The organism is Herbiconiux sp. A18JL235, assembly GCF_040939305.1.
Taxonomy (GTDB): Bacteria; Actinomycetota; Actinomycetes; order Actinomycetales; family Microbacteriaceae; genus Herbiconiux.
Window position 1 is genome coordinate 287,988 of sequence record NZ_CP162511.1, and the last position, 13,277, is coordinate 301,264.

Here is a 13,277-nt window from a genome sequence, read left to right on the forward strand (position 1 = left end):
TGGGGTCAGTTCAGGGTGAACTCGACCGTGGTGGTGTTGCCCGCGACGTCGTAGACGACGAGGGTGTTCGCGCCCTTCACCGCGCCGAAGACTCCCGGCTTGATGAAGTTCACGTCAGACCACGCGTTGTTCGTGAGCTCTTTCACGACTCCGTTGACTGTCAGCTTGTCGATCTGGCCCGCGTCGTGCAGCTTGTAGCTGACCTGGTCGAAGACCCCGTCGGCACCGGTGGTGAACGACGGCTCGGTCTTGACGGTGACGGTGGGCGCCGTGGCGTCGACGGTCACCGCGAACGACCCGGTCGGGGCGATGTTGCCCGCGAGGTCCTCCGCGTTGTATCTGATCGTGTAGGCGCCGTCGGGCAGCGTCACCGTGGCGGTGTGCGACCCGCTCGTCGCGCCGTCGGCCACCGGGGACTGCGTGCTCTTCACGAGCGTGCCGTCCTTGTAGATGTTGGCGACGATGCGCTTGAGACCGCGGTCGTCGCTCGCGTCGACCTGGATGGCCAGCGACGAGAACGGGCCGGCCGTGGTGGGCGACACCAGGGTGGCCGCGGGCTTCGTGGTGTCGGGCACTTCAGCCGGCGTGAGGGTCCAGAACCGGTCGGCGGTCTGGGCGTCGGTCGCGGTGCTCGTGGTGGTGCCGTTGGCCGCGAGCACGATCGTGCCGTTCCGGTTGTTCCCCGAGGAGTCCTGCAGGGTGGTTCCGGATGCTTCGTCGAACGCGTACTGGGCGACCGTACCCGCTGCTGCCTGGCCACCGGCCAGCCCGGCGACCTCGGCGGTCGACAGAGCCCGGTCGTAGATGGCGAAATCGTCGATCGCGCCGTCGTAGGCCGGGTCGCTGTACTGCGACTTGCCGAGGTAGTTGCGGTTCGTGTTGCCGAGAGCAGACGGCTTCGTCGTCATGCTCGGATTCGTCGCCACGACAGCTCCGTTGAGGTACATCGTGCCCTGGTTCCCCGCGACGGTGATGACCACGTTCGACCACTCGTTCAGCGGGAAGTTCTGCCCGCCGTAGGTGAGCTGCTGCTCAGCGCCGGCGCCGCTCGCCGTGATCGCGAACCGGGGCCCCGCCCCACCGGCGTTCATGGTGAGGAACATGTTGCTGCTCTGACCCGTACCGAAGTCGAACACGCGAGACCAGCTGGTCAGAGCGCCCGGCTTGATCCAGGTGGAGATCGACCAGTCGCCGTTCAGGCTGCTGACGACACCCGTGGGCAGGGAGCCGTACGACGCCGTCTTGCAGAAGTCGAGCGCGGTGCCGATCTTGCCGGCCTGACGCGCTCCGTCGACCTGGCAGTTCGAGGTGGGTGCCCCATCCGACCACTGGATGACCGGCGCGCCGGCATCCTTGTCGAGGTTGAGCACACCGAGCGTCTTACCCGTCGCGTAATTCGCCAATCGCACGTTGCCCTTGCCGTCGGGGACGAGCTGCCAGAGCTGCTCCTCCGCGCCGGTCGGGTCGGCGATCACCGCGGCGGCGCCGTTCGAGGCTGCCGCTCCCGCGATCGACAGCACGCGCCCGCTCGGGGTGTGCTCGATCGTGTAGAGGCCTTGACCCGCGGCGGCGATCTGCCAGTTCTGACCTGTCGCGCTCGCGCCGTCGGCCTGCACGACCGGCGTGCCGGAGGCGGTCGCCCCGTCTTTCGTGGCCAGCTGCAGGCCCGAGTTCACGTTGCCCAGCGTGTAGGTGCCGGCCAGGTCGGTGGGGTCACCCTCGGGGGTCACGATCACCTGGTAGCCGTACGTGGGGTTCATCACGATCGGCACCGAGATCGAACCGTCGTCGCCCACCTCGTAGGTGGTGTTCGAGATGGTGACGGGCGCATCCGTCTTCACCGTGCGGCCGTACGACGCGGTGAAGTCGACCTGCACGTTCACCTTCTCGCCGAGCGACAGCTCGTCGAGCCCGTTGATCTTCACCGCGGTGGGCCCGTTGTTGCCGCCCGCGATGACGCGCACCTCGGTGCCCTCCTCGTTGACGGATGCCGCGCCGTCGAGCGGGCTCTCGTTCGACGGCGGGGTCGTGGTGACCATGTCGCCGCTCATCTGCGCGTACCAGGTGTAGAGCCAGTAGGCCCCGTTGGGGTCGCCGTCGCGACCGGTGAGCAGATCGCCGAGCGCACCCGACTGGTTCCAGAACGGCAGTTCGGCGCGGGTGATGCCGTAGCGCTCGAGCTTCGCGATGTAGCCGACCAGCGGGCCGGAGAGTCCGACCTCCGCGGGGGCCGCGTACTCGGTGATGTCGATGGGCGGTTCGGGGATGTCGAGGTCGGCGAGGATGGCACGCACCTGCTCGACGTCCCCCTTGATCTTCGAGGAGCGGATGAGCTCGTGCCACTCGAGCACGTCGGGCAGCGTGTCGGTTGCCTTCGCGTGCTCGTAGAAGGCGCGCATGCTCGTGATGTTGTCGGAGTACGCCGGGCCCTGGATCGGCATCTCGGGGTCGAGGGAGCGGATGAGCCGGTACGTGTCGGTCCACAGGTCGAAGAACGACCCGTTGGTCGTGCGCCAGGTGATGTCGGGCTCGTTCCAGATGGCGTAGGCGACGACATTCAGCTTGCCGGCCGCCTTGGTGTCGTCGACCATCTTCTCGACAGCGGGGAGCCAGGCGTCCTTGTTGTACTGGTAGGGCCAACCGGGCAGGTAGTCGACGAGACGGATGACCACGTCGGCTCCCGCCTCGTCGGCCGTGTCGGCGACGGAGAGCGCGTCACCCGTGGGCTGCTGCGTGCCGCCCTCGGGCTTCTGCACGAAGGTGTGCGGCTTGATGGGGAGGATCTTGTCGATCGAGGGCACCCCCGCGCTCGCCAGCCCGTAGAGGGATCCGCTCGCCATGGTGGTGACGGGGCGGAACGGCTGATCGGCCTCCACCACCAGGGTGGCGTTCGGCCCGGGGGCGGCACCCGCGGGGGCGGCTACCGCGAGGATCCCTCCCGCCGTGACGACGGCGGTCGTGGCGAGGGCGGCGAGTGCTCGGCGACCGAGCGCCGGGCTCCCTGGAGTGCGGCGGCGCGTGCTGCCTGGTGTGTCCACGCGAGGGGTGTCGCGTAGGGAAGAAGGTCTCATCATCAGCTTCATCTCCGTTGATCGAGCGAGTGGAAGAACCCGTCCTGACCGCGATGCACCCAACGTCGAACCGGTTCGATCCCCGAGTAAAGCATCGAACGCGTTCCTAATCAACGGTTGCACTCCCGACCTCGGACTTGTATGGTCGAACCGGTTCGAGTCGAACCGATTCGAAACCCGTCGAAGGAGACCCATGGCCACGATCGGAGACGTCGCCCGCATTGCGGGCGTCTCGCGCAGCACCGCGTCGTACGCGCTGTCAGGCAAGCGGTCGATCTCCCCCGAGGTGCGGGCGAAGGTGGCGGAAGCCGTGGCCAGCCTGGGCTACACCCCGAACGCCGGAGCCAGGGCCCTCGCCACGTCGCAGACCAAGGTGCTCGGGCTCCTCGCCCGATTCCTCGAAGACGAGTTCGCCCCCGCGATGCTGCAGTACATCCTCGGAGTCACCAATCAGGCACGGGAGCGCGGCTACGACACGCTCCTCATCACCGACGAAGACGGGGTCTCCGCCCTCCGCCGCATCTCCGACTCGCGCATGGTCGACGGCTTCGTGCTGCTCAACGTCGCCGAGAACGACGACCGCCTCGACATCCTGCGCAACGCCAGCCAGCCCGGCTCGCTCGTCGGCCTTCCGGGCGACCCGCAGGGGATCGACGTGTTCGACCTCGACTTCGCGGCGGCAGGGCGGCTGATGGTCGAGCACCTGCACGGGCTCGGGCACCGCAGCGTCATCCTGGTCTCCCAGCCCGAACACGTGCTCCAGCGCGGTGGCGGCTACGTCTGGAGGCTGGCCAACTCCGCGCGGCAGCGCGCCGACGAGCTGGGTGTCGAGCTGCACCACACCTTCGCCTCGTCGAGCCAGCCCGAGATCGGGCGCGAGCTGAACGCCCTCCTCGACGCGCATCCGGCCGCCACGGGCCTGCTGCTCAACAACGAGGCTGCGGCGGCGGCGCTGCCCAGCGTGCTGCAGACGCGTGGGCTGTCGGCACCCCGCGACATCTCGGTGATCGGCCGGTACTCCGACGACTTCGCCCGCACCTTCTCCCTTCCGTACTCCGCCATCGACAGCGCCGCCGACGAGCTCGGCCGGCGAGCCGTCGAGCACCTCGTCTCCCGCATCGAAGGAACCACCGATGCGGAAGCAACCGTCGTCGATCTGATCGCGCCCCGACTCGATGACCGCGGCAGCACCGCCGCACCACCGAAGCACCACTGAACGACCGAGAGGTCCGGGATTCCCGGACGTGTTCAAGGAGGAACAGATGATCACCACGAAGCTTCGAGCGCCGATCGCCCTGGCGGTCACGGCGATCGCCGTCGGCGCGCTCGCAGGTTGTTCCGCGTCGTCGACCGGCTCGTCGACCGACGCCGCGGGCGGCGGCACCTACACCTGGTGGGACCCGTACCCCCAGCACGAGGAGGGCTCCGACTGGGCCAACCGCGTGCAGGCCTGCGGCACAGACGCCGGGGTCACCATCGAGCGCACCGCCTACGACACGACATCGCTCACCAACCAGGCCCTGCTCGCCGCCCAGGAGGGGACCTCGCCCGACGTGATCCTCCTCGACAACCCCGCCGTGTCGACCCTCGCCGAGACGGGCATGCTGACCACCACCGACGAGCTCGGCCTCGACACCTCGGGCATCGACGCCAACCTGCTCGCGGCCGGGGAGCTCGACGGGAAGAACTACGGCATCCCGATCGGCGCGAACACCCTTGCGCTCTACTACAACGCCGACATCCTCTCCGCCGCCGGTGTCGACCCCGCCTCCATCACCAGCTGGCCGGCTCTCACCGATGCCCTGGCGAAGGTCACCGCGGCCGGTCACAAGGGCATCACCTTCGCCGGCATCAACACCGAAGAGGGCTCGTTCCAGTTCCTCCCCTGGTTCTGGGGTGCCGGTGCCGACCTGACCGAGCTCGACTCGCCCGAGGCGGTCGAGGCGCTGCAGCTGTGGACCGACTGGGTGAAGAACGGCTACGCGCCGCAGTCGGTCATCAACAACTCGCAGAACACCAGTTGGGAGGAGTTCATCACCGGTGACTTCGGCTTCGCCGAGAACGGGACCTGGCAGGTCAACAGCGCTGCCGAGCAGTCGTTCAAGACGGGCGTCATCGAGCTGCCCGCGGTCGACTCGGGCGTCGCCCCTGCCCCGACCGGTGGCGAGTTCATCATCGCTCCGGTGCAGAACGACACCTCCCGGTACGAGACGACCAAGAAGATCGTCGACTGCATGACCACTCCGGAGGGATTCGTGGAGACGGCGAACACGTTCGCGTACTACATCCCGCCGACCGAGGACGGGCAGACCCAGCTGCTCGAGGAGCACCCCGAACTCGAGACCTGGGTCTCCGCGGTGCAGGCTGCCAAGGGCCGCACGAGCGACAACCTCGGAACCGATTACCCGCTGATCTCCGAGCAGCTGTGGACAGCCGTGCAGAGCGCGATCTCGGGTGCGTCGACGCCCGAAGATGCGCTGAAGACGGCGCAGGAGGCCGCCGCGTCGGCGACCGAGGGCAAGTGACGCCCGCCCCGGGGCGGGCCTGAGCCCGCCCCGGGGCACCCCGCACCCGATCGACGAAGGACACCCGATGACCATCTCCACGGCGCCGACCGCCCTGTCGACTCCGCCCGCCCCTCCGGAGGAGGGCCCCGGAGGCGGCGCACGCAAGCCCCGCCGCCGCGGCGGGCTGAACGGTTCCCGCTGGGTCGCCGTCGCCTTCGCGGCACCGCTCCTGGTGTATCTGGCCGCGTTCTACGCGTATCCGCTCATCCGCAGCATCGATCTCAGCGTGCACGACTACACGGTGCGGGCCTTCGTGCAGGGGAACGCCGAGTTCGTCGGCCTGCAGAACTACATCGACGTCGTGACGTCGCCGCTGTTCTCGCAGGCTCTCTGGAACACCGTCGTGTTCGTCGGGGCCTCGCTCCTGTTCCAATACGTGATCGGCCTCGCGCTCGCCGTGTTCTTCCGCAGCACCTTCCGGCTGAGCGGCATCCTGCGCGCCCTGTTCCTCGTGCCGTGGCTGCTGCCGCTCATCGTCTCGGGGTCGACCTGGGCCTGGATGCTCAACAGCGACAACGGCATCGTCAACTCCTTCCTCCAGGCGTTCGGCATCGGCCAGATCAACTGGCTCACCTCGCCAGACACCTCGATGCTCGCTGTCGTCATCGCGAACATCTGGCTGGGCATCCCGTTCAACCTGGTCATCCTCTACTCGGGCCTCCAGAACATCCCCGACGACCTCTACGAGGCCGCCTCCCTCGACGGCGCGGGCCCGTGGCGCCAGTTCTGGAGCATCACGTTCCCGTTGCTGCGGCCGGTGTCGGCGATCACGCTGCTGCTCGGCCTGGTCTACACGCTGAAGGTCGTCGACATCATCTGGATCATGACGAGCGGCGGGCCCGCGAACTCCACCACGACCTTGGCCATCTGGTCGTACCGGGAGGCGTTCGGCACCGGTCAGCCCGATCTCTCGCCGGCCGCCGCCGTCGGCAACATCCTCATCGTCATCGCACTCGTCTTCGGCTTCCTCTACCTCAGGATGCAGCGACGTCAGGAGAACTCATGACCGCCCGCCGCCCGCTCTGGAAGACGGCACTCGGAATCGTCTTCACGGTGCTGATGCTCTTCCCGGTCTACTGGATGCTGAACGTCTCTCTCACGAAGACCTCCGACCTGCGCATCAGCCCGCCCCACCTCTTCCCCGTCGACCCGACCTTCGAGGGCTATGCCGAGGTGCTGCGCCAGCAGCTGCCGAACCTCGGCACGAGCCTCATCATCGGTCTCGGCTGCGTCGTGCTCACCGTGGTGATCGCGGCACCCGCCGGCTACGCGATCGCGCTGCTCAACATGCGCGGCGGTCGCACCCTCAACTTCGTGCTGCTCGTGGCGCAGATGATTCCGGGGGTCGTCATGGCGATGGGCTTCTACGCCATCTACGTGCGGCTGGGGTTGCTCAACAGCGTGGGCGGTCTCATCCTCGCCGACTCCACCATCGCCGTACCCTTCGGTGTGCTGCTGTTCACCGCGTTCATGAGCGGACTGCCCCGCGAGCTGCTGCAGGCGGCCCGCATGGACGGCGCCAACGCCTGGCGCACCTTCACGTCGGTGGTGCTGCCCCTCAGCCGCAACTCGGCGCTCACCGTAGCGCTGTTCGCCTTCCTCTGGGCCTGGTCGGACTTCGTCTTCGCGTCGACGCTCGCCCGCAACTCGGTGCTGAAACCGGTCACCCTCGGCATCTACTCGTACATCGGCAACAACACGACCCAGTGGAACGCCATCATGGCCACCGCGGTCGTCGCCTCCATCCCCGCGGCGATCCTGCTCATCGTCGCCCAGCGCTACGTCGCCGCCGGTGTCACCGCCGGCGCAGTGAAGGACTGACCACGTGACGCTCCCACTCGTGACCGCGCGTGCGGTCGAGGAATCAGACGACGCTCGCGACGTGCCGGTGGCACCCACCCGGGGGTCCCTCCGCGGGGCCGGGGTCGCCGCCGTGCGCTTCGACCCGCAGGGGTTCTGGGGGTCGCGACAGCGTGTCAACGCCTCGGCGACGCTGCTGCACTGCCTCGACTGGATGGAGCGCCTCGGCTGGATCGAGAACTTCGACCGGGTGGCGCGCGGCGAGACCACCACCGACCGGCCGGGTTGGCAGTTCTCCGACTCGGAGGTCTACAAGCTGCTCGAGGCGATGGCCTGGGAGCTCGGCCGTGCAGCCGAACCCGACCCCGGGCTCACCACGGCCTTCGACGCCCTCGTCGAGCGGGTCGCCGCCGCCCAGGATGCCGACGGCTACCTCGACACCGCCTTCGGGCATCCGGGCCTGCCTCCCCGGTACTCCGATCTGGCGATGGGGCACGAGCTCTACAACGCCGGGCACCTGCTGCAGGCGGCGGTGGCACGCCACCGCACCGGGTACGACGACACGCTGGTGCAGCTCGCGCGGCGCGCTGCCGACCAGCTCTGCGAAGAATTCGGGCCGACCGGCCGCGCGATGGTGTGCGGCCACCCCGAGATAGAGGTGGCGCTCGCCGAAGCGGGGCGCGCTTTCGGCGAGCGTCGCTACCTCGAACAGGCGAGCCTGTTCATTGAACGGCGGGGCAAGGGTTCACTTCCCGTGCGGCCCCTGCTCTCGGCCGAGTACTTCCAGGACGACGTTCCCGTGCGCGATGCGACGGTGCTGCGCGGCCATGCCGTGCGGGCGCTCTACCTCACCGCCGGCGCTGTCGACGTGGCGGTGGAGACCGGCGACGACGAGCTCTTCGAGGCCGTGGCCTCGCAGTGGGAGAACACGGTCGGGCGCCGCACCTATCTCACCGGGGGCATGGGTTCGCGGCACCAGGACGAGGGGTTCGGAGACGACTGGGAGCTGCCGGCCGACCGCGCCTACTGCGAGACCTGCGCGGGTGTCGGCTCGATCATGCTCGCCTGGCGGCTCTACCTGGCCACCGGAGAGGTGCGCTACGCCGATCTCATCGAACGCACCCTCTTCAACGTCATCGCCACCTCGCCGAGCGCGGACGGCCGGGCGTTCTTCTACGCCAACCCGTTGCACCAACGGGAGGCGGGTGAAGCCGCCGCCGACGGCGTGAACAACCGGGCCGAAGGCGGAGTGCGCGCACCGTGGTTCGACGTCTCGTGCTGCCCCACCAACGTCGCGCGCACCCTCGCCTCCCTCGGCGCGTACACGGCGGCTGCCGACGACGAGGGGGTCGCCCTGCTGCAGTATGCAGCGGGCGAGATCAGGCTGGGAGGCTTTCACCTCGTCGTCGAGACCGACTACCCGCGCACCTCGACGGTCGTCGTCAGAGTCGTCGAGGCGCCGGTGGGGGAGGCGAGACTCCGGATGCGCGTTCCCGCCTGGGCGGACACCGCCACCCTCCGTGTCGGCGGAACCGACGGCGCCGGTGACGCGTCGCCGGTGCGCCAGGGCTGGGCCGATGTGCGCCGCGAGTTCGCCCCCGGCGACAGTGTGACGCTCGAGCTGCCCCTGCATCCCCGTCTCACCTGGCCCGACCGGCGCATCGACGCCGTGCGCGGCACCGTCGCCGTGGAGCGCGGACCCCTGGTGCTCTGCCTCGAGTCGACCGACCTCCCCGCGGGGGCGGGCATCGACGGCATCCGGGTGCGAACCGACGTCGAACCGGAGCCGTTGGCCGACGGTGCGCGCATCGCCGGCGAGGTGGTGGTCGCGCCTGCCGCGACCGAACCGCTCCCGTACAGCGCGAACGGCGAGCCCGACGGTGGCACCGAGCCCCTCGACGTGACCCTCATCCCGTACCACCGCTGGGCCGAGCGGGGTCCGTCGACCATGCGGGTCTTCCTGCCGACGGCAGGGTGATGTCATCCGCCCCGCCGACCCCTGCCCGCACGAGAATGGGTTCAGCATGACCGCACCCTCAGCCCTCGCCTTCGACATCCGCGACATCCCGTTCAGCCGGCGCGGGTCGTGGCTCGACATCTCACCGGTGGTGGCTTTGCACACCACGCGCGAGAAGCTGCACCTCGTCTCCCACCAGACCGGGATGCACGCCGTCGTCGTGCTCGAACCCCGGTTCGACGGCGCCGAGGTCGCCACGACGGTGGAGGCGACGCCCTCCGTGCTGCGGTGGCGTGCATCCGACGGCCTCATCGAGGCGGTGTTCGAGAACGACAGCACGGTGCGGCTGCGCGGGCGGGGGCTCGAGCTGCGCATCGCCGACGCGGCGGAGGAACTGACCCCGTTCACCGGCACGTACCTCTTCCGCGACCCGGTCGACGGGTCGGCGGTGTTCACCTCGTACGAGACCGGGCGCCGCTACCGGGTCACGGAGCTGCGGGGCGCGCTGGAGGTCTCCGGTGCGGAGATGCTCGGTGCAGGCGAGCGGGCGGTGACGGTCTCGGCGCGGGGCGAGGATGAGCGGGCACCGGGGACGGGTGCTGAGTGGGAGGTCGTCCTCGAGGAGTTCGACACGGCGCGGTCGCCCTACCGGCCGGAGCGTGGGTTCGGGGATGCGGTCGACGCGGTGGCTCGCGAGTTCGACGACTACGTCGACAGGCTCGCGCCATGGCGCAGCGAGCGCACTCCGGCGGCCGCCGCAGCGTGCTACGTGCTCTGGTCGGCCACCGTGTCCCCGCGCGGATTCCTGCAGCGGGAGTCGATCCTCATGTCGAAGCACTGGATGGACAAGGTGTGGAGCTGGGACCACTGCTTCAACGCGCTGGCGCTCGCTCCCGGACTCCCCGACGAGGCGGTCGACCAGTTCCGGGTGGTGTTCGACTTCCAAGACGCCGCGGGGGCGCTGCCCGACTCGGCGACCCACTCGGAGGTCCTGTACAACTTCGTGAAGCCGCCCATCCACGGGTGGGCGCTGCGGCGCCTGCGGGCACACCTCGACAGCGAGCTCGACGGCACCGTGCTCCGCGAGATCTACGACTCCCTCGCGCGGTGGTCTCGGTTCTGGCTCGACCATCGCCGGGTGCCCGGGCACCCGCTCGCCCACTACCAGCACGGCAACGACAGCGGATGGGACAACTCGACGACCTTCGACCGCGACCGGGTGATCGAGTCGCCGGATCTCGCCGCCTTCCTCGTCGTGCAGCTCGACGTGCTCGCCGGGCTCGCCGACGAGCTCGGCGGTGGTGGCGGGGTGGCGGGAACCACGGAGGCGAGCCGTTGGGCGGCGGAGGCAGCGGTCTGGCGTGCAGAGCGCGAGGCGATGCTCGGCGGGCTCCTCGAGCTGTGGAACGGCGACACCTTCGTGGCGAGGGCGGCGACGGGTGGCCGCCCGAGCGCGACGAGCTCGTTGCTCAACAGCGTCGCGGTGATCGCCGCCGACCACCTCCCTTCCGACATCACCGCGGCGCTCGGTGCCCGGGTCGCGCTGCACCTCACCGACCACGGCCCGGCGACCCAGCTGGTCGACAGCCCCGAGTACGAACCAGACGGCTACTGGAGGGGGCCCATCTGGGCGCCGTCGACCACCCTGATCGAAGACGGACTGCGCCGAGCGGGCGAGACCGCGCTCGCCGACGTCATCAGCGAGCGCTTCCGCCGCCTCTGCGAGCGCTCCGGCTTCGCCGAGAACTTCGACGCCCTCACCGGCGCGGGCCTCCGCGACCGCGCCTACACCTGGACGGCCAGCTGCTACCTCACCCTCGCCCGCGCCTTCGAATCGCGCCGCGCCGGCGGCGCCTGAGACCAGCGGCGCGCTTCCTGGGCCGAGGGCCCGGCTCAGCGCGCGCCGCCCGGCTCCTCCACCGTCACCACGCGGTTCTGATACGCCCACACAGCGGCCTGCAGCCGCGACTGCACCCCGAGTTTCGGCAGCAGCCTCGCCAGGTGCGACTTCACCGTCGCGACCTCCACCACGAGCTCGGCGGCGATCTGCTCGTTGGTCAGGCCCTGGGCGAGCAACAGCAGGATCTCTCGCTCCCTCGCCGTGAGCAGCTCGACAGCCCGGGCGGCGGTGACCGGCTGCAGCCGGCGACGCTGCACGTACTCGTCGACGACGCGTCGGGTGAGGGTGCGGTCGAGCGTGCCATGGCCCTCGGCGACGCTCCTGATCGCGCGGATGATCTCGTCGGGGTCGGAGTCTTTCAGCAGGAACCCGGACACCCCCGCCTCGAGTGCGCGGAAGACGTAGTCGTCGATGTCGAAGGTGGTGAGGATGAGCACGGGGATCTTCGGGTCGGCGTCGGGCCCGCAGAGCCGTGCTGCGACCTCGATGCCATCGAGGCCTGGCATCCGGATGTCGAGACACGCCACGTCGGGCACGAGTTCGAGCGCCAGCTCGAGGGCCTCGATGCCGTCGGCGGCGACCCCGACCACCTCGATGTCGGCTTCGGAGCCGACGAGCGCGGCGAGCCCGGCGCGCACGAGGGGCTGGTCGTCGGCGATCGTGACCCGGATCATGGCTCCTCCACGCGGTCTGCGCGCGCCAGCCCGCGCGGGATGCGCATTCTGGTCTCCCATCCGCCGTCATCCGTGGGGCCCGCGTCGAACGAGCCGCCGATCAGAGCCGCGCGCTCGCGCATGCCGAGCACACCGAAGCCCTCATCGTGTCGCGGCAGCGGAGGCGCGCCGGAGCCCCTGCCGTTGGTCACGGAGATCGTCAGCTCAGACCGGGCACTGTCGTCGATGGTCACGGTACTCGGCGCACCGGGTGCATGGCGGGCGGCATTCGTCAGCGACTCCTGCACCATGCGGAACGCTGCGAGCTGGGCGAGCGGAGGGATTCCGGATCCGAGCACGCCGGAGGGAGAGCTGCGCACATCGAGCACGACGGCGCCACCCGTCTGATGCGCCGACGCCACGAACTCGGCGATGGTCGCCAATGTCTCGAGCCCGCCGTCGCCGCCCTGGCCGTGACTCCTTTCCGACGTGCGGAGCAGGCCGACCAGGCTGCGCAGCTCGTCGAGAACCGCGTTGCTCTGCTCGCGGATCTGCAGCGCACCCGAGCGGGCGGCGGAGGGATCGGTCGTGACCTGCCGGGCGACGGCCGAGGCCATCAACGAGATGCCCGACAGGTGGTGGGCGGCGATGTCGTGGAGCTCCCGGGCCATGGCGCTCCGCTCGCGCGCGATCGCCTCGCCGACCTGGGCCTCACGTCGGCGCAGTGCGGCCTGCAGCGACTCTTCCTTCGCCGTCGCAGCGGCGCGGTGAGCGGCGATCGTCGAACCGAGGACGATCGGCACGCCGACGACGATGATCCCCTGCCCAAGGGACTCGAGGGCCAGTACGAGAAGATCTCCGCGACCGAGACCCATCCCCGCCACGAACTGGCCGCCTGCGACGAGTGCGGAGGATGCCGCAGCGGCGACGGCGATCCGGCGGAGCGTCCCTTGCACCGCGGCCGAGAACGCCGCGACCAGCACCGGCACAGCGCTGGCGCTGAACAGTGCGGAGGGTGCGGTCGCCGCGACTACGAGAGGGAGCGCTGCCGCCACCAGGAGCGCCAGGCGCGGGGCCCGGCGCACGCCCGCCAGGGCAATCGACTGCAGCAGGAGCACGGCGAGCGTGACCGCCCACGTCGTCGGCCCGGGTGCGGCGCCGTGCTCTGCCGGGTCGAGCTCGGCGAGAGCGCCGACCGCGCAGGCCGCCCCTGCGGCGACGATCGCCGTCACGAGGGCAGGCGTGACGGCGATCGAACGGTGGAGGCGCTGCGCCGCGGGCATGAGCCGATCGTAGTCCGCGGGTGCGGGTGCGGTGCCGGTGCGGATG

The 13,277-nt window shown here is 69.8% G+C and carries 9 protein-coding genes; 6 read left to right on the top strand and 3 right to left on the bottom strand.

What is annotated here, in order from left to right; all coding sequences use genetic code 11:
• Positions 1-5: 5 nt before the first annotated feature.
• Positions 6-3,038, bottom strand: a complete 3,033-nt coding sequence (locus ABFY20_RS01415) for a LamG-like jellyroll fold domain-containing protein (RefSeq protein WP_368498165.1) — start codon at positions 3,036-3,038, stop codon at positions 6-8.
• Between the two features lie 226 nt (positions 3,039-3,264).
• Here ABFY20_RS01415 and ABFY20_RS01420 point away from each other — a divergent pair, with 226 nt between their 5' ends.
• From ABFY20_RS01420 to ABFY20_RS01445, 6 genes are all read left to right on the top strand, one after another.
• On the top strand, positions 3,265-4,287 hold the full coding sequence (locus ABFY20_RS01420; protein ID WP_368498166.1) for a LacI family DNA-binding transcriptional regulator: 1,023 nt from the start codon (positions 3,265-3,267) through the stop codon (positions 4,285-4,287).
• Positions 4,288-4,333: 46 nt separating this feature from the next.
• Entirely contained in the window at positions 4,334-5,596 is a 1,263-nt protein-coding gene (locus ABFY20_RS01425) for an extracellular solute-binding protein (RefSeq protein ID WP_368498167.1), read from the top strand.
• Positions 5,597-5,663: 67 nt separating this feature from the next.
• Entirely contained in the window at positions 5,664-6,644 is a 981-nt protein-coding gene (locus ABFY20_RS01430; RefSeq protein WP_368498168.1) for a carbohydrate ABC transporter permease, read from the top strand.
• Complete coding sequence (locus ABFY20_RS01435) at positions 6,641-7,459, top strand: carbohydrate ABC transporter permease (protein ID WP_368498169.1); 819 nt, start codon at positions 6,641-6,643, stop codon at positions 7,457-7,459. The genes ABFY20_RS01430 and ABFY20_RS01435 overlap by 4 nt, the downstream gene beginning before the upstream one ends.
• A gap of 4 nt (positions 7,460-7,463) precedes the next feature.
• Positions 7,464-9,416, top strand: coding sequence for a glycoside hydrolase family 127 protein (locus tag ABFY20_RS01440; protein WP_368498170.1), 1,953 nt, complete (start codon positions 7,464-7,466; stop codon positions 9,414-9,416).
• Between the two features lie 46 nt (positions 9,417-9,462).
• Complete coding sequence (locus ABFY20_RS01445; RefSeq protein WP_368498171.1) at positions 9,463-11,253, top strand: amylo-alpha-1,6-glucosidase; 1,791 nt, start codon at positions 9,463-9,465, stop codon at positions 11,251-11,253.
• A 35-nt stretch (positions 11,254-11,288) separates the two neighbouring features.
• Here the strand turns inward: ABFY20_RS01445 and ABFY20_RS01450 are convergent, their stop codons facing one another.
• Together ABFY20_RS01450 and ABFY20_RS01455 are read right to left on the bottom strand one after the other, a co-directional pair.
• Positions 11,289-11,969, bottom strand: coding sequence for a response regulator (locus ABFY20_RS01450; protein ID WP_368498172.1), 681 nt, complete (start codon positions 11,967-11,969; stop codon positions 11,289-11,291).
• Entirely contained in the window at positions 11,966-13,231 is a 1,266-nt protein-coding gene (locus tag ABFY20_RS01455; protein ID WP_368498173.1) for a sensor histidine kinase, read from the bottom strand. Before ABFY20_RS01455 ends, ABFY20_RS01450 begins: the two co-directional genes overlap by 4 nt.
• Positions 13,232-13,277: the final 46 nt, after the last annotated feature.